Genomic DNA, 17,219 nt, shown 5'->3' on the forward strand with positions numbered 1-17,219 from the left:
CCGTGCCGACCGACGGCACCCATGGCCGCGTTAATCTGCGCCTGCGCTCGCGAGCCACGCCGGGCACATGCTGATGTGAAGTGGGAAACATGAATGCCAGTCAGGTGCCGCAGTCGAGCGGGGAGTCCACGCCGGGGGGCGACACCGGGAAGGAGCCCGGGACCCCGGGCCGCTTGGGCGCCGAGACCGCCCTGTGGAACGAGGCACTGCCCTGGGTGGACGACGTGTCCGGCGCCGAGGCTGTCACCGCTTCGTCACCGGAGGACCCACCGAGCGGTCCGATGCGCGCACCCGCTTCCGGCGGGGACGCGGAACCACCGCCCTCCGCGCCGCCCTCCGCGCCGCCCGTCGGCCGACCCGGGCGGCGGCGGAAACGGCAGATGGCCATCGGGGCCACCCTCGTCGGCACGGGCGTGATCGCGGCGGCCGTGGTCCTGGCCACCCGGCACGGCGTGGACGACCGGGCCGAGGCGACCCCGGCCGCCCACGTCGGCGTCGACGGGACGGCTTCCACCTCGCCCGGCGCCTCACCGCCGAAGACCTCGTCATCGCCCGGCCGGGGGTCGTCCGCCGCCGCCGAGCCGACGCCCTCCGGCGGCCGGAGCGAGCGGTCGACGGCCCCGTCCCCCGGTACGACGCCCGCCACCACGGGGCACGACGCAGACTCCTCCGGGCCGCGCACCGCCTCCCCGGCGCACTCCCGCACACCGACCGCCACCGCCACCACCGCCCGCAAGCCGTACGTCATCCAGGCCACCGCCGTGCTGAACCCGGGCCAGTCCCTCGCGGGGGGCAAGGCGACGCTGGCCATGACCCGGGGCGGCGACCTCGTCGTCACCGATGAGCGGGGCATCACCCGCTGGGCGTCCCACACCTCGGGGTCCGACCTTCAGACGGTCTTCCAGGACGACGGCTGCATGGCGATCTACGACCCGCAGGGCACCGTCCACTGGTCGTCGTACACCAACGGCCACCCCGGCGCGGTCCTGGTGATCACGCCGGACGGCAACGTGCAGATCAAGCTCGGCGACACCGTGCTCTGGCAGACGGGCACCGGGCATTGAGCGAGGGTCCGGGCGGCACGGCGAACCGCGCGGGTGCCGAGTCCGCCGACCGGCCGGCCGCCGGGCCCGGCACCCGCATGGTCGCCCGCCGGGCCGGGAACTCCTGGCTGGTCCATCCCGCGGGAACCCTCGACCAGCGGTCCTGGATGTACGCGGCCGGGCTGGCCCACGACCCCGAGCACGCCATGGTCGTCGTCGACGTCCCGCAGGACGCCTCCCCGGGCTTCCTGCACGACGTGGTCCGGGCTCTGCACGACGTGGTCCGGGCTCCTCAGCCCGCCGGTGCGGCGGGCCTGCGACTCGTCTTCGGCCGTACGCCTCCCGGCGGCGTCGCGCAGGCCGGGCAGTGGCTCGCCGCCCGGACAGGCCGGGTCGTGGTGACCGCGCTCGGGCGGCCCCGGCCCACCGCGGAGGGCGCCCTCTTCGTCGAGGCCGATCAGGGACCGGGCTGGACGCGGTACGACCCCGGAGGCGGCACGTCGGGGGAGGGCCGGCGTTTCCCCCGCCCCGAGTGGGAGCAGCACCTGCGCGCGGACGCGTGGTTGGTGAGCAGACGCACACTGGCCGAGCCGGTCCCCGCGGGACTGTGGCTGCGCCCGGCCCGGGTGACGCCTGAGTTCCCGCGCCACCGGGCGTTGCTGACGACCCGTCTGAGCAGCAGGTCCGACGCGGTCACCGTGGTAGTCGGCGCACCCGGCGGCGATGCCGTACCGCTGGCCGACGTCGCACGGTTGTGGTGGACGCTCCAGGACCAGGTCAGGACCGTCGCGCGGTTCGCCCGCTTCGGCCCGGTCGCGCTGCCGGGGGCCATGTCGCTCGGCGCGGCGCTGGCCGAGAAGGCCCGGGCGGCGGTGCGCGTGTACAACGGGCTGCCCATCGGCGCCGGTTCCCGGCCGGACACCGCGGGGACGGTGGTGACGGTAGGCCCCGACGGCTCCCCCGGGCGCATGGTGATGGCCCGGGAGTCCGTCCAGTTCCCGCCGCTGCGGGCCGGGGAACACCGGGATCCACTGGTGACGGACCATCACTGGCCGCTGCGCGAACGGCCGTTGGTACGCCCGGGTGTCTACCGCTACGGTCCCGACGCGGTGGTGGAGGTGACGCCTGGCGGCCTCTGGATACGCGGTCGGCGTGAGCGGGCCGGGGCAGCCCCGCCGTCCATGCCGGTGGACGAGCGGCACGAGCTGGTGCTGTACGACAGCGGCGACGCCCGCCTGCTCGGGGAGCTGCGCCGGATCGCCGAGGAACTCGCGCGCAGGGTCTCGGCCGAGCACGGCGTGCCCGTCGTGGTACAGGGTATGGACACCGGCCCGGTGGGCGAGCCGTAGCGACCTCCGCCGTGCCTGTGGAACACCCGTTCCCGGCAGAGGCCGTCCGTCCTCTCGGTCCGGACACCGACGCGGGAGCCAGGCCCCCGGGGCACGAGAACGGGCGCTGTCACCCTCCGCGGGCCGTCCGGCCGCCAGGCGCGCCTGCGGTGGGGGGCTTTCGCTCCCCGGTACGACGAACCCGGACGTGGTGCCCGCGGCGGCGCGGCCCGGACGTGGACGGGGCGCCGCCGCGCCGACCGGAGCGGGCCTGGCCGGCCGGTGGCGCGGCGAGGTCGCCGGGCCACGCGGGCCCGTACCGCCGATGCTTCTTCCAGCCACGCGGGCCCGTACCGCCGATGCTTCTTCCAGCCGCGCGGTCCGGGAACCGCCGGGCCACCGCCCGTGTGGCCGGGCGCTGTCACCCTCCGCGGGCCATCCGGCCGCCACGTTGGACGCGCGCCTCCGGTGGGGGCTTACGCTCCCCAGTACGACGAACCCGGACGTGGTGCCCGCGGCGGCGCGGCCCGGACGCGGACGGGGCGCCGCCGCGCCGCGCGGGCCCGCCGCCGGGCCACCGCCCGTGTGGCCGGATCCACGGGCGCGCCGCCCCGGCCGCCGCTCAGCCGCAGCTGAGCCGTCCGGCGCTCACCTTCGCCAGGAGAACGCGGTGCACACTGTCGGCGACGTCGGCGCGGAACGCGGCGCTGGTCCGCATCCGGTCGCTGATCGCCTGCGCCATCGCCGGTACGGTGGACGGCTTCACGGTGAGGATCATGTTGCCGCCTGCCGACAGGAAGTTGACGGCTCGCTGGCCCGGAGTGAAGGACCGTACGGCGACGGCCTGCCCGAGGTCGTCGGAGATGACCACACCCTTGAAACCGAGCTGGGTGCGCAGCAGCTTGCGGATGACGGTGGGCGAGAAGGCCGCGATGTGGTGGGCGTCGATCTTCGTGTAGGTGGCCGAGGAGGTCATCACGAACGGCGCGCCGGCCTTGATCCCGGACTTGAACGGCGTGAGGTAGGAGCTGGTGGCGGTCGTCACCGAGTCGACGACGTTCGCGGTGGTGTCGGTGTTGCCGATCACCCGGCCGAGACCGGGGAAGTGCTTGAACGTCGTCATCACATGGGCCTGCTTGAACCCGGCGGCGAACGCTACGCTGTGCGAGGCGACGGTGTCGGGGGTGTGGCCGTACTCGCGGTAGTAGCGCCCGATGGGCCCGTTGCGCGTGCCGAGGCTGGCCGGCACCACGTCCGCGACGGGGGCCAGGTCGAGGTCGAGCCCGGCGGCCTTCAGCTGGCCCGCCCAGCCCGCGGCCCGGCTCTTCAGCGTCGACGTCGACCAGCCGCCCTGGGTCAGCGCGGTCGGGATGGTGGAGAACCCGGGGCCGCTCAGCACCTGCACCTGGCCGCCCTCCTGGTCCGTCGCGACCAGCAGGCCCACCCGCCGGCCGGAGACCGTGTCCGCCTGGCCGCGGAAGCCGTCCACCACCTTGCGTGTCGCCTGGGTGCCGGCGCTGCTGCGCCCTGTCAGCATGACCGAGCCCACGTGGTGGTCACGGAGCGTGCGCAGATCGGTGGCGCTGGGGCGGGAGGCGGACACCCCTCCCATGAAGAGCTGTCCTATGCGCTGCGCCTGGGTCATGCCGTTGTAGACCCGGTCGACGCAGGCGGTGGCGGAGGTGGCCGCGGCGGAGGCCGCCGGGGCCCCGACCGGCTCCACGGGGCGCGCGTGGGCGGGCGGTGTGCCACAGGCGACGGCGGCCAGCATCATGGTGACGAGCGGCACACCGCTGCGCAGAGCCGCCGAACGACCTGCTCGGGGCCGGCGAGGACGTGCTGTCATGGGGCTCTCCTGTCTCGGGGGAGGATGGGCGGCGGCGCGATCGCCCGGCCGTGGTCAGCACACCGGGGCGGGCCGGTCTGCCGCGTCCCCACACGCTACGCCGCACGGGCCGGGAGTGCGCGCCTTGGGCCACATTGCTCCGACCCGCCCGTACCAGCACAGGTACTCTCACCTGGTCCGGAGTCCGCACCCGTCCTCCCCCGCCGTCGGCCGCGCCCCGGAATCAGCGCAGCAGCCACCCCGCGTCGACGGCGAGGTCGATACCGTTGACGGAACGGTTGCGCAGGAGGAAGTCGACCGCGTCGACGACGTCGGCCATGGTGGCCGTCCGGCCGGTCGGCGTCCTCTCCACGACCGCGTCGAGGGGCTTGTCCTCCCAGTAGGGGCTGTCCCCGACGATGCCGGGGTGCAGGCCGTTGACGCGGATCGGCGCGAGTTCGGTGGCCAGGGCCCGCACCAGTCCGGTGACGCCGGCGTTCATGGTCGCGACGGTGAGCGCGCCGGGGTAGGGGCGCTCCTTGGCCTGCCCGCCGAAGACCACCAGGGCGCTGTCGTCGTGCAGCCGGTCGCGCAGGGTGTGCACGGTCTGCGAGTAGCCCACGAACTTCAGCGTGAGCAGGTGCAGGGCGGCTTCCATGTCGTAGGTGTGGATGCTGTTGTGGTCGCGCGCGACGGCGGTCAGGACCAGTCCGTCGACGCGCTTCACCCCTGCCAGCGCGTCCTTGATCCCGGCCGGCTGCGAGAGGTCGAGGCCCAGTCCCCGGGCCGCACCGATCTCCTTCGCGACGGCCGCGGCCCGGTCGGCGTCGCGTCCGGTCAAGGTGACGTGGTCGCCACGGTCGGCGTAGAACTGTGCGACCTCCTTACCGAGGCCCGACGTCCCGCCGACGACGACAATGTAATTCACTGAACACTCCTAAACTTGCCTAGTGATGACATACAGAGACCCACTATGTGAGCCTAATTGACCCTACTGTCATCACCATCGCACACTGACACGAACACATGAGTACGTGCGAGGCAGTGAAAGTCACGCATGTCGTCGGTGCCGAAACAGACTCCTTGCACTCCGTGAAGAACGGGTACGTTCGTGTCGTATGCCCTCGCCGCGCTGCACCCCGGTGACCATCCCATCCTCGCCCTCGACGGCCGGGCCACGTGGGTGACTCGGCCCGCCCAGGGCCCCACCCTGGATCTCACGCTCCCGGTGTCCGAGGATGCGTCATGACCACACGCTCCCCCCGGCCGGCCGCACGGGTCCTCGGTCTCGTCGCCGCGCTGGCCCGCACCGTCCTCGGCGCGGCGGCCGGCGCCGGTCGGCCTCCCACCCCGGTCCAGCGGTTCGCCGCACGCCGCCCGGTCCTGCTGGCGGTGTACGCCGGTACGCCGATCGGGCTCGTCATCGTCCTCGCCGCCCGGCCCCGCGTCCGCACCGCCGCGGACGTCGCCTTCGTCCTGGCCAACTGCGCGCTCGTGTACTGCGTCTTCGCCCTGGTCGCGTACGGGGAACGCGCGCGGCAGCGGCTGCTCGGCCGGGACCGCCGTACCGCCAGAAGGGGCTGACGGACCGACACGACATTGAAAACTAACGCGTCGATGCTTCAATCGATCATCCGCGTTAGTAAGGTGTCCTGCATGAGTTCTCCAGCCACCTCCAGCGACCGCGAGAAGGTCGTCTCCAAGCTGCCGGGCTGGCTCCGGCAGAACCTCAAGGTCAGAGCGGCCCAGCTCGGCATCGAGATCCAGAGCGCCGTCGAGCAGGGCGTCCGGGACTGGTGCTCGTTGGCCTCCGCCACGGCGCCCGTCGACACCGCGGGCGCCGACTCCTTCTCCACCTTCCTGCCGCCCGGGCAGTGGGAGGAGTTCCGGCGCACCACGGAGGACCGCCGGGTCTCCCTCATCCAGGGTCTCGCGCAGTCCGTGCAGTTGTGGCTCGACACCAACCCGGCGCCCGATGTCGTACGCCCCTCGGTGACGCGCCGTATCGTCATCTGCAACCAGAAGGGCGGCGTCGGCAAGACCGCCATCACCGCCGGTGTCGGCGAGGCGCTCGCCGAGTCATCGGACGCCCTGCACCCCGTGCGCGTGGCGAAGGCGCTCGCCAAGGCCCTGCGCGACAGCGAGACGGACGTCGCCGCCGCGGAGCCGGAGAACGACCCGCTTGGGGTCGAGAACCTGCCCGGGCTCGGAATGCGGGTCCTGCTGGTCGACTTCGACCCGCAGTGCCACCTCACCAACCAGCTCGGCGCCACCCCGCTGCCGATGAACGGTGACAGCCTCACCAACCACATGGCGGGCGACCCCAAGGGCGACCTGCGCGACCTGGTCGTCTCCATCGACGAGGAGAAGTTCGGCGGCCGGCTGCACCTGCTGCCCGCCTGCAACGACGCCTTCCTCCTCGATGTGCGGCTGTCCGCCGTACGGGCCCGGGAAGCCGCCCTCGAACGGGCCCTCTCGCCCCTGGAGTCCGACTACGACGTCATCCTCATCGACTGCCCGCCGAGCCTCGGCCTCAGCATGGACGCGGCGGCCTACTACGGCCGGCGCCGCGACGGCGAGAAGCCCGGCCAGTCCGGCGCGCTCATCGTCGTCCAGGCCGAGGACAGCTCCGCCGACGCCTACGAGCTGCTGACCACGCAGATCGAGGACCTGCGCACGGACCTCCAGGTCGACATCGACTACCTCGGCATCGTCGTCAACCTCTACGACTCGCGCCGCGGTTACATCGCCACCTCCTCCCTCCAGGGGTGGGTCGACATAAAGGACCCGCGGGTCGTGGGCCTCATCGGAGACCTCAAGGAGCAGAAGGAAGCCGTGCGGATGAAGCAGCCCCTGCTGTCCTACGCACCCAAGTCCCAGCAGGCCATCGGCATGCGCGCGCTGGCCCGGGAGATCTCATGAGCAAGGCCGACCAGCTGGGGGCCGGCCGCTTCGGCGGCGCCCGCACCGTGAGCGCGCGCCGCCAGGCGGTGGCCGCCGCGACGGGTGTGCCGACCGAGGGCGTCGCGCCCCCCACCGAGCTGCCCATCCACCGGATCAGCCCCAACCCGGACAACCCCCGTTCCCGGCTCGGCGACCTCACCGACCTCGCGGGGAGCCTGAAGACCCATGGCCAGAAGCAGGCCATCACGGTCATGAACCGGGACGCCTACCTCAAGGCCAACCCCGACCGCGAGAGCGACCTCGAACCGGACAGCACGTACGTCGTCATCGACGGCAGCAGCCGGCTCGCCGCCGCCAGAGAGGCCGGCCTGACCACCATCAAGGTCATGGTCAGCGACGACCAGGGCAACACGTCCGAGGAACTCCTCGAGTCCGCCCTCGTGGCCAACATCCACCGCCAGGACCTGGGTGAACTGGACGAGGCCCGGGCCCTGCAACGGCTGCTCGCCATCCACGGCAGCCAGACAGCGCTGGCCAAGCGGCTGCACCGGTCCCAGGGCTGGGTGTCCCAGCGGCTCGCCCTGCTGACGCTCACCCCCGAACTCCAGGCCCGCATCGGCCAGGAGCCGATCGATCTGCTCCGCGCCGTCGGCAAGAAGCCGGCCGAGGAGCAGGAGGCGGCCCTGGAGGCGCTCAAGGCGGAACGGGCGCGCGCCGAGGCGGAACGCGTGGCGCGCAGGGAGGCGGAGAAGCTTGCGCGCGAGGCACCCCGGCAGCCGGAGCCCCAGGCGGAACCGGAACCGGAACCGATGGTCGCGACACCGGCCTTTCCCGAAGAGCCGGCCGTGTCGTCCGGTCACACGCAGCCGGAGCCTTCCGTTCCGGCGACGCGCCCGGCCCCTCCGGCCACACCGAGCGCCCCGGCCCCGGCCCCGGCTCCCGCTCCCGCTCCGGTCACGGAGGCGACGCCGTCCGCGACCGTTCCGGACACGGCGGTTCCCGAGCCTCGTACGACCCCGAGTGCCGCCGCTCCCGCCGTACGGCCCGCGGGCGCGGAACAGCCCGTGCGCAGGCTGCCGTACGACGAGCCCGGTTCGCTCGCCATGTTGCTGGACCAGAAGATCGAGGACGACGACGTGTTCTTCGACCTGATCCGGTTCCTCGGACTGCGCGCGCTCCAGCGCGACCCCGCCCGCCTCACCAAGCTGGGTCAGTCCCTGGCCGACCAGCCGGCGGCCAGGGTCGACTGACCGGAAGCCCCGCCGCACGCCGCACGCCCCGCGTCCACACCGGCCGCGGGGCGCGGGCAGTGGGGCCGGCACACCTCAGCGTGTCACATGTCTCGAACACTTGATGTCACCTAGCCGGTAGGCTGACCACATAAGTGCGGTGCACACGTAGTGTTCCGTGCGAGTCGGCCGCGGTCGCGGTCCAGGTTCGGTTCAGAGCGCGCGGCGTTCGAGGATCACGAAGGTGATGCACATGGCAGTCACGCTGGATACCGGGGACATGGCCCGGGTCACCGCCAACTTCCGCCAGTACCTCATGGGCTGGGGCGCGGAGCTGAGCGAGTGGGGAGATCAGGACCATTACCGCAGCGGGCTGGCCCAGCCGCAGTTCAACGGCGTCGTACGGCTGAGGTCGCTGGACGTCGTGGAGGAGTCGATGGCCACCGCGCGGGCCCGGCTCGCGGGCGTGCCCTGGTGGTGGTGGGTCGGCCCGGACAGCCCGGCGGGAACCGCGGACGCCCTCGCGGGGCTGGGAGCGGTGTCCCTGGGAGCCGTACCCCTGATGACCCGGTCGCTGGACGTCGTGGAGGAGACCGAGGAGCCGCCGCCCGGCCTGCGGGTCGAGGAGGTCGGGGACGGGGAGAAGCTGCGGGAACTGGTCCGCACCTACAGCGCTTCCATGGGGGTCTCACCGAGCCTGGAGGACGGCGTGGTGCGCGTGGAGGCCGGACGGCCCGACAACGCGGACGTCGTCCGTCTCGCCGCGGTGCTCGACGGTCGCGTGGTCGGTACGACGGTGGTCATGATGGCGCACGAGGTGGCCGGCATCTTCCTGGTCCATGTCGCGGAGGCGTGTCGCCGACGGGGCGTCGGCGGCGCCCTGACGACGGCGGCGCTGCGGGCCGGGCGGGAACGCGGGATGCGGCTGGCCGCGCTCGGGGCCAGCCCGATGGGCGAGCCGCTGTACCGGCGCTTCGGCTTCGAGGCCGTCGCCCAGTACCACCTGTTCTCGGGACCCACTTCCTGATACGTGTAAGTGCCACCTCATGACCGATATTGACATTTGCTGAGTTATATTCGGCTCGTGACTCAACTCACTGACGTGGCAGATCTCGAACCCCAGCTCGCCAACTGCCGTGACTACTGGCTCGGCTGGGGAGCGCAGGAGCGGCAGGACGAATACCTGTCCCTGTTCCGCAGCGGGCTCGCCGATGGTCAGCTCAACGGTGTGATGCGGCTGCGGGACGCGAACCGCGCCGAGGAGGCCGTGGCCGAGGCGGTCAAGCGGTTCGACGGGCTTCCGTTCACCTGGTGGGTCGGTCCCGACAGCGCACCGGATGTGCGCCGGCGGCTCGTCGACGGCGGGGCCCGAAAAGAGGGGTCCATGCCGATCATGGCGGTACGAACGGACCAGGTGCTGCACGCGGCGGGCCCCGCCGCCCTCCGCGTGCGGCCCATCGGTGACTCCGTGGAGGAACTGTCCGACTGGGTCAGGACCTACAGCCCCTCCTTCGGTCTCGACCCGGAGCTGCACGAGGACCTCGTCCGCATCGAACGGGAGCGGACGGACGCCGGGCGGATCACGCGGTTCGCGGGCCGGCTCGACGGGCGCACCGTGGGCACCGCGCTGCTGTACGTGGCACACGGCGTCGCCGGGATCTACGTCGTCACCACCGACGCCTCGCGACGGCGGCAGGGGATCGGCGCGGTCCTCACCCAGGCCGCCGTGCAGGCCGCCCGGGAGAACGGTCTGCGCGTCGCCGCACTCCAGGCCACCGACGACGGCGCGCCGGTCTACCGACGGCTTGGTTTCTCCGTCGTGGGCGAGTACGAACTCTTCGAGGTGCCGGCTCCCGAACCGGCCCAGTGACCCTTTCCCATGAGGAGCGGCTGCCATGACCGACATCGAACTTCCCGACGCCATCCGGGCGTTCATCGAAGCGACCAACGACGGTGACTCCGAGGCCTTCGTGGCCGCCTTCGCACCGGACGCGTACCTGAACGACTGGGGCCGCGAGTTCCACGGGCGCGGTGGGGTGAGCGACTGGAACCGCACCGACAACATCGGTGTGCAGGCGCATTTCGACCTGGTCTCGGCGCAGCGGGACGCGGCGGACGGCCGCTACCTGCTGACGCTGAAGGTGTCGGGCAACGGCTACAACGGCACCGGGCCCATGGCCTTCGAGCTGCGCGACGGACTGATCGCGAGCCTGCGGATCAGCTAGGCCTCGTCGCCGACGGGGTTGCCGGACCAGCCCGGCAAGCCGCCCGGACCGGCAGTTGGTTGAGAAGTTGCCCGCAGCCGGGCCGACGGACGGTGGCGGGCCCCGGCGGTGGCGGGCGGCTCGTCGGACGGCATGCGACCGCCCCCCGCCGGTGGCCCGCTCACCGCGCGGCAGCCGGTGGCGGCAGTCGCATACCGGCGAGGTCCGGCGGGATGGGCGTGTCGGGCCGGAAGAACGGCGCCGAGGGCCCGTCCTTGGCCGTGGCGGGGGCGTCGGTGAGGTGGAAGCGGCCCCGGAGGCGGCCGTAGAAGTCCGTCGGATGCAGGCGGATCAGCCGCACCCGGTCAGGGGCACGGAAGACACCGATCCAGTCACCGGGGTCGAGCACCCCGCGCAACTGGCCGTCGATACTCACCGCGGCCTGCCCGGAGTGGGGCAGGACGCGCAGGGCGACCGGTTCGTCGGGCGCGGCGACGATGCTGCGGTTGAAGGTCATGTGCGGCGCGATGGGGGTGAACACCACCGCGTCCATGTGCGGGGACAGCACGGGACCGCCGGCGGCGAAGCTGTAGGCGGTGGACCCGGTGGGCGTGGCCACGGCCAGCGCGTCGGCCGAGTACGACGCCAGCAGCCGGCCCGCCAGGTAGACGCCGACGCTCACCTGACGGTCGCGGGCGAGCTTCTCCAGGACGACGTCGTTGAGCGCGTTCACGTCCAGGGCGACCCCCCAGCCCTCGCCCTCGGTGGTCTCCGGCCGTACGTGCGGGGCGGGCAGCGCGGGGCCGCGCCCGTACAGCAGCAGGGACTCCATCCCCGGCGGTATCTCCAGCGGGCGCGAGGCGCGCATGGTGAGGGTCATGCGTTCCTCGACGACGGCGTGGTCCTCGTGGACGGCGTCGAGGGCGGCGATGACGTCACCCGCCGGCACCTCGGTGAGGAAGCCGACCTTGCCGAGGTCGACGCCGAGGACGCTCGCCCCGCTCTTGACGGCGATCCGGGCGCCCCGGAGGAAGGTGCCGTCGCCGCCGAGGGTGACGACGAGGTCGGGGTTCCCCGCGGCCTCGGCCTCCTCGCGTCCGCCGCGCCGGCCGTGGTCCTTGGCCCACACGTCGATGTCGGTGCACGGGATACCGCGGGCCTCGCTCCACCGGTGCACGGTCAGCGCCGCCTCCCGGGCGGCGGCCCGTCCCTGGTGAACGACGAGACCTATCCGTTGTATGGGCATGCTGACATCATGCAACACATAACAGCAGGTGGCACAGCCGAGGGCGGGTGACTGCGCCGTAGGTGAGGTCACCGCGGCGTGCAGGTGACTTCATCACGGCGTTGTGGGGATTGCCCCACGCACCGGCTGGTGCGGGCTCGATTTCCCCACGTCGTCGTGGCTGGAAAGCTGCGCGGTGAGCGTCCCCGCTTCCATCGCCGTGCCGAGGTGACCCGTATGACCGCGTCCGTCCGCCGTCCCGCCGCCGTGCCCACCGGACAGGTGTGGTGCGAGTTCGGTCTCACGACCGTGCTGCTCTTCCTGGTGGTGACCATCGTGCGCTGGGTCCGGGTGCCCGGGTCGCCGCTGTACATCGGCGATCTGCGCCTCGCTCTCGCGGTGGTCGGGCCGGTCGCCGGGCTGCTGATCACCGGGCTGATCCTGTCGCCGTGGGGACGCCGCAGCGGCGGGCACATGAATCCGGCGGTGACCGTCGCCGTATGGCTCATGGACGTCTTCCCCGGGGTGAGCGTGCTGCCCTACATCGCCGCCCAGTTGGCGGGCTCCGTACTCGGGGCGTCTCTCGGACGGCTGGTGTGGGGGCCGGTGGTGTCCACGGTCGGCTTCGGGGCCCTGCGGCCCTCCCCCACCTGGTCACCGTCGGCCGTGTTCCTCGCGGAGACCGGGTGCATCCTCGTCCTGGCCCTCGCCGTCGGCTTCCTGCTGGCCTACCCGGCGTTCGGCCGGTGGCTGCCGGCCACGGTGGGGGCGTGCATCGCGCTCATCATCGTGATCTTCGGCCCGCTCAGCGGCGGTTCCGCCAACCCCGCACGGCAGTTCGGACCCGCCCTGCTCGCCGGTCAGTTCACCGACCTGCTGATCTACATGGTGGCGCCGGTCGTCGGCGCCGGTCTCGGGGCGTCGGTGCACCATCTGCTCTACCGGCGGTTCCAGTTGCGCGAGCCGATCACCTACAAGCTCGCCGGCACCGGCGACGCCGCCGGACGCGCCGACGCGTCACGGAGATGAGACCGCGGTCGGCCCGACTTCGACGGAAGGACGCCGACACGGCCGACGGCCCGGGCATCCGCCCGCGGACAGCGCCTCACACGCCTGCTTTCGCGGCAACACACGGTCTTCCGGAGAGACGGTCTTTGGGAGAAGATCGCGGCGACCAGCACCGGTACGTCGGCGGCTGGGACATCATGGGCCACGTGGCCGGAGCCGCCCCGCAGTACTTCGGCTGGCTCTCCTGGAAGTTCGGCTGGACGGGGGACGACCAGGTCGTGTGCGTGTGGCAGAACAGGACCCAGAACACCGCCACTTTAAACGGTGTGGAGTATGTCGGCGGCACAAAGTTGCTCGTGGTCAGAACCGGCACCACCACCGCCTACGTCGCCGAGGCCCGCAGGAAGGCCCACAACGATTCCAGTGCCTGCTCCTCCGGCGTTGTCATCTACAAGGTCGACACCTCCGTCGCGAACGGCCAGGGACCGATCCGAGTCGTGCCCAACCCCAACGCCGCAGCGCCGCCGGCAGGCTGCGGCACGCTGGACATGGCCACCTGGCAGACCGGCCAGACCTTCTACGACCGAGCCTCCAACGTCCAGTTCACCGTCCGGTCCGCCGACGCCTACAACAGCTCAGTGAACGCCATCAAGTGGTGACCATCAGGCGTCGTCCGTGCTGACCAGCGGTCCGCAAAGGCCCGGCGGCCCATGATGACCGCGTTCGTGGGCGGCCCTGAACCGGTAGCGATAGACGACGTGTGCTCCGGACACACGGACACACGCGCCGCTGGCTTCCCCTGGCAAGCGGGGTGGCGGCGCGGTGCCATGGTGCCTGGGATCCCACAGGGAGCGTGCCGGGCGGTCTGTCGCAGCAGCCCCCGGCACTGGCCCCGGGAGGCTACTTCTCGGCGGAGCACGGGTCGCAGCAGGACGGGGCCGGTTCGATGCAGACGGTGACGGTGTCGGTGTCGTTGCCGGTGTCGGGATCCTTCTCGTTGCCGGTGGCGGTCGCGGTGTTGCTGATCAGTCCGGCTTTGGTGGCCTTGGCCCTCAGCACGAGCGTGGCGGTGGCGCCGTCATCCAGCTCGCCCACCGCCCACCGCCCGGTGGCGGGGTCGTAGCCTCCCGACGTGCCGTCGGCGGACAGGAAGGTGAGGCTGTCGGAGAGCTGGTCTGTGACGGTGACGCCGGTGGCACCGTTCGGGCCCGTGTTGTGAACGGTGATGCGGTAGGTCACCGTCTGGCCGACGGTGACGGTGGTCGCGTCGACCGCTTTCGTCACGGTCAGATCGGCAGCCGGTTTGACCTGCGTGACCTGCTCGTTGGAGATAGAGGTCAACGACTCCGGCCTGTCGCCGAGCCGGTTCTCGTAGGAGGCGGTGGCGGTGTTTGTGATCTGTTTGGCGCCGCTGGCCCGGTCGATGGTGACCCGGTACTCCACCGTGGTCCCCGCCGACTGGGTCGCGGTGCTGGGCAGGCTGCCACCTGCCGCGCCGGAAGCACCGTTGCCGAGATGGAACACGACCTTGTTCGCCGTGGCGTCGTAGTACGCCTGGTCATCGCTTCTCGCGTCACTCTTCGCTCCGGCGTTCGGGCCGTCGACGATGCGCAGGGAACCGGGCAGGTACGTCGTGCCCTCCGGGACGACGTCGGTCAGGATGAGGTTCTCGGCCGCGCCGCCACCCTCGTTCTTGGCGGTGATGCGGTAGGTGACGACGTCGCCCACCTCCAGTGGCCCCGCCGGAATCGCGGTCTTGGCGAGCAGCACGTAAGGAGCGGTACCGAAGAAGATGCCGTCCAGCAGGTTGCCGGTGGCGCGGTTTCCGCCGGCCGCGGAAATGGAGCGGAAGGCGAAACGCGTCAGCGTCTGACCTGCCGGGACGGTGTACGTGCCGGTGTAGTACCCCCAAGCGGTGTTGCCGTCGGTGAAGCGCTTCTGCTCCGCCATGGAGCCTGGCGCGCCGATGTCCAGCGCCATGGTGTCCTGTCCCACACGGCCTCGGTGATACAACCGCCAGTACAGCTTCGTGCCGGGCGTCGTCGGCAGGTCCTGGTACAGCGTGGAGACCTGGTTGGCGTTGAGTTCGGCGAACTGCGCGCCTTCGGCTGCCGGTACACCGTTGAAGCCGGAACGCCACAGCTCGATCATGTGGTCGGATGCGGTGGTGAGCCAGCCCGGAACCCGTTTGGCCGCCTGCGTCTGTGAAGCGTCCGGCAGTAGCTCGTAATTGGTCACGGGGGGATCCTCGAAGCTGCCGTTGACCAGGGCGACACGGAGCGGCGCAGCAGGGGGCGTGGCCATGATTCTTCTCCTCGGGTCGGCGTTGCTGGTGCACCGCCGACGGGACGCACTCTGCGCGCCGTGGGGTGCGGAAACACCAAGAAGCACAGCGTGATGAATGAAGTGCGTAAAGCAGTGTGCGCGGGGGTTCGGCCAACCTTGCAGCAGCAGGTTTGCGATACCGCGGCGGGACAGTTTTCACCGCGTCGTCACGCATTGCGCCATCGGCACGCCCCGCCTGCCACACACGCCTCTCCGTGCTCTCCCGCCCGACCCGCCATGGCTGAATACGGCCGGTGCACCTCCTGCACTCACCCGTGCTCAGGGTGAAGCGCCTACCCTGAGAGTTGACGCACCATCAGGCATCTCCGCTACCTGCCTGCCAGGAACACGTAGGCCCGCATCCGGTGCGCATTCAGCGCCCGTCTCTCGGCCGGAAGTCCGCGTCGGGAAGGCGCAGGCATGTGTCCAGCAGGCGCCAGCCGCGTCGGCCGGCCAGGTGATCCGGGGTGGGAGGCCGTGGGCTTGTCGTGGTCGATGACCGGCAGAACGGCGGCCGTGCGAATGAGGTGCAGGACCGCGGCTGCGGCGACGCCGTCGGCTTCGCGGACGGTGGGCCGAAGTTCCAACAGAACGACCAGGACCCCGCGCAAGCGCTGAGTCGCGCGCAGGGGCCACTGCTCCAACTCTTCTCGGGAAGTGCCTGTCAGCCGGTGTCTGAGACACGGTGCAGAGAAAGGGGCCGCCTCAAGGACTGGAGAAGGGCGGTGCGACAGTCCCCAGCGGCTCGATCCGCGGCCCCTCCGTGTCGGTCAGAGGCACACCGACCGACGCGTCACCTCATCGCCCCTCTACCCGAGAACCGAAGACGATGTGCAGCCGAGACTGGCGCGGCTGGCGACGGTGAAGGAGATACTTCCGAAGTTCTCCCAGAGGTTGTTGATGTTGGCGAACAGCCACTTGGTGGTCAGGCTGTGGTCGGCCGACGAGAGGGTGGCGGTACGTCCCTCCGTACCGGGCTTGATCCGGAACTTCACCACGGTGTCTGCCAGCTTGTGCGGCGGTGTCTCCTGGGCGCTCAGGGTCGTCCCGGCGAGACTGCCCGGCCCTGCAACCCACTCGACATCGGCCACCGCCATGACCGAGGCCAGGTTGACCCGGTGGATGTGGTATTGCGACCCCACGGGATTGCGTGTGGTGTCCGGGCGCCACCTGAACGTGAAGGTCGATCCCGGTGCGATCCGTCCGCCGAACGGGTTCGGTGACGACGATTCGTTGATCACGCCTTCGCCCAACCGGGTGCCGAACACGTTCCGCCAGTAGAAACGCGGGGCGAGCCACGCGTTGCCCGGTTGGATGCACTCCGGGTCACGCGCTGCCGTGGTCCGCGTAGCCGCGGCAGGCTGTGCCTGCGCCGTGGCTGCGTTGGCGGGCAAGAGCGACGCCAGCAGCATCGTCGACACCAGTACCGCCAGGCGCCACGCCTCCCGTGCCCTCCGCCGCATCCGCAGCACCGACATGGCTGTGCCCCTGCTGTGGCCCGCCGGTGTGTCTTCCGGTTCGAGCATGCTTCGTCCTTTCTACGCTGCTTGGGCCGTCGGCGGCCCGGGTGAGTGCAGGAACCGCCGACGGGCCGTTCGTCAGGGCGTTCAGTCCTCGTCGGGGTCGAGGACGCGGCCCTTGAGCTTGATCGGGTTGGCGACGCCCACCTTGAGCTGGCCGTCGGTGTAGCGGCCCGGCGTCGCGCCGTCGACGGCGGTCACCTGAGCGCCGTAGCCGAGGCACTCCTGGTTGGTCGACAGGTACGGGTTGTGGGTGAACGTCAGGGTGCGGCCCCCGTCACCGAGGGTGCCCTGGGTGGTTTCCAGGTTGCCCTTCGCCTGGAGGGTGTTGACGTCGTGGTAGGCCCAGGAGAGCCAGCCGGTGAACACGAAGCCGGTGGGCGCCTTCAGGGTGAAGGTGATGTCTCCGGGGTTCACCGGGTCGGGGACGGTGCTGAGGATGCCGAAGCTGAGGTGGGCCGGGACTCCGCCCGGGGCGTCCTCGACGATGCCCTGCTGGAGGATGTAGAGCTTGTTCTCGGAACCCGGCTGGACCGGGGCCTGGGTCTGCGTGGCCATGGGTATCCCTTCTGTGGATGGGTGCGTCCGCGTGAGCGGATCCGCCGGTG

General features: G+C 71.4%; 16 protein-coding genes. 10 read left to right on the forward strand and 6 right to left on the reverse strand.

The features are described 5' to 3' along the window. The first annotated feature begins 89 nt into the window (after window positions 1-89). Both ACZ4WH_RS32080 and ACZ4WH_RS32085 read left to right on the forward strand, forming a co-directional pair. Complete coding sequence (locus ACZ4WH_RS32080; RefSeq protein ID WP_468187443.1) at window positions 90-1,064, forward strand: hypothetical protein; 975 nt, start codon at window positions 90-92, stop codon at window positions 1,062-1,064. Then, window positions 1,061-2,392, forward strand: coding sequence for a hypothetical protein (locus tag ACZ4WH_RS32085; RefSeq protein WP_468187445.1), 1,332 nt, complete (start codon window positions 1,061-1,063; stop codon window positions 2,390-2,392). The genes ACZ4WH_RS32080 and ACZ4WH_RS32085 overlap by 4 nt, the downstream gene beginning before the upstream one ends. Before the next feature lie 601 nt (window positions 2,393-2,993). Here ACZ4WH_RS32085 and ACZ4WH_RS32090 read toward each other — a convergent pair. Together ACZ4WH_RS32090 and ACZ4WH_RS32095 are read right to left on the reverse strand one after the other, a co-directional pair. Then, the gene (locus ACZ4WH_RS32090) at window positions 2,994-4,217 is read right to left on the reverse strand and encodes a glycoside hydrolase family 3 N-terminal domain-containing protein (RefSeq protein ID WP_468187447.1); all 1,224 of its coding nucleotides are present in this window, start codon (window positions 4,215-4,217) and stop codon (window positions 2,994-2,996) included. Window positions 4,218-4,440: 223 nt separating this feature from the next. Continuing rightward, a complete protein-coding gene (locus ACZ4WH_RS32095) occupies window positions 4,441-5,124 on the reverse strand; it encodes an SDR family oxidoreductase (RefSeq protein ID WP_468187449.1) in 684 nt (227 codons plus the stop codon). Between the two features lie 317 nt (window positions 5,125-5,441). On the opposite strand from ACZ4WH_RS32095, the gene ACZ4WH_RS32100 reads away from it, so the two are divergent. From ACZ4WH_RS32100 to ACZ4WH_RS32125, 6 genes are all read left to right on the forward strand, one after another. After that, entirely contained in the window at window positions 5,442-5,780 is a 339-nt protein-coding gene (locus ACZ4WH_RS32100) for a hypothetical protein (RefSeq protein ID WP_468187451.1), read from the forward strand. Between the two features lie 72 nt (window positions 5,781-5,852). Then, a complete protein-coding gene (locus ACZ4WH_RS32105) occupies window positions 5,853-7,118 on the forward strand; it encodes a ParA family protein (RefSeq protein ID WP_468187453.1) in 1,266 nt (421 codons plus the stop codon). Beyond that, window positions 7,115-8,350 (forward strand): ParB/RepB/Spo0J family partition protein, encoded by a 1,236-nt coding sequence (locus ACZ4WH_RS32110; protein ID WP_468187455.1) that lies wholly within the window; start codon window positions 7,115-7,117, stop codon window positions 8,348-8,350. Before ACZ4WH_RS32105 ends, ACZ4WH_RS32110 begins: the two co-directional genes overlap by 4 nt. 232 nt (window positions 8,351-8,582) lie before the next feature. Next, window positions 8,583-9,356, forward strand: coding sequence for a GNAT family N-acetyltransferase (locus tag ACZ4WH_RS32115; RefSeq protein WP_468187457.1), 774 nt, complete (start codon window positions 8,583-8,585; stop codon window positions 9,354-9,356). A gap of 57 nt (window positions 9,357-9,413) precedes the next feature. After that, window positions 9,414-10,199 (forward strand): GNAT family N-acetyltransferase, encoded by a 786-nt coding sequence (locus ACZ4WH_RS32120; RefSeq protein ID WP_468187459.1) that lies wholly within the window; start codon window positions 9,414-9,416, stop codon window positions 10,197-10,199. Window positions 10,200-10,224: 25 nt separating this feature from the next. Next, the gene (locus tag ACZ4WH_RS32125) at window positions 10,225-10,554 is read left to right on the forward strand and encodes a nuclear transport factor 2 family protein (protein ID WP_468187461.1); all 330 of its coding nucleotides are present in this window, start codon (window positions 10,225-10,227) and stop codon (window positions 10,552-10,554) included. 160 nt (window positions 10,555-10,714) lie between these two features. On the opposite strand, the gene ACZ4WH_RS32130 is transcribed toward ACZ4WH_RS32125, so the two are convergent. Continuing rightward, on the reverse strand, window positions 10,715-11,779 hold the full coding sequence (locus tag ACZ4WH_RS32130) for an NAD(+)/NADH kinase (RefSeq protein ID WP_468187463.1): 1,065 nt from the start codon (window positions 11,777-11,779) through the stop codon (window positions 10,715-10,717). A gap of 216 nt (window positions 11,780-11,995) precedes the next feature. Between ACZ4WH_RS32130 and ACZ4WH_RS32135 the strand changes: the two genes are divergently transcribed. Beyond that, window positions 11,996-12,787, forward strand: coding sequence for an MIP/aquaporin family protein (locus ACZ4WH_RS32135; protein ID WP_468187465.1), 792 nt, complete (start codon window positions 11,996-11,998; stop codon window positions 12,785-12,787). A gap of 125 nt (window positions 12,788-12,912) precedes the next feature. Further along, entirely contained in the window at window positions 12,913-13,425 is a 513-nt protein-coding gene (locus ACZ4WH_RS32140) for a hypothetical protein (protein ID WP_468187467.1), read from the forward strand. A 241-nt stretch (window positions 13,426-13,666) separates the two neighbouring features. Here the strand turns inward: ACZ4WH_RS32140 and ACZ4WH_RS32145 are convergent, their stop codons facing one another. The 3 genes from ACZ4WH_RS32145 to ACZ4WH_RS32155 form a co-directional block, all read right to left on the reverse strand. Next, window positions 13,667-15,070 (reverse strand): DUF7507 domain-containing protein, encoded by a 1,404-nt coding sequence (locus tag ACZ4WH_RS32145; RefSeq protein WP_468187469.1) that lies wholly within the window; start codon window positions 15,068-15,070, stop codon window positions 13,667-13,669. Window positions 15,071-15,900: 830 nt separating this feature from the next. Further along, window positions 15,901-16,617: a hypothetical protein gene (locus tag ACZ4WH_RS32150; protein WP_468187471.1), complete on the reverse strand. Its 717-nt coding sequence runs from the start codon at window positions 16,615-16,617 to the stop codon at window positions 15,901-15,903. An 81-nt stretch (window positions 16,618-16,698) separates the two neighbouring features. After that, window positions 16,699-17,169 (reverse strand): hypothetical protein, encoded by a 471-nt coding sequence (locus ACZ4WH_RS32155; protein WP_468187473.1) that lies wholly within the window; start codon window positions 17,167-17,169, stop codon window positions 16,699-16,701. Window positions 17,170-17,219: the final 50 nt, after the last annotated feature.

The organism is Streptomyces sp. NPDC029138 (assembly GCF_055564375.1).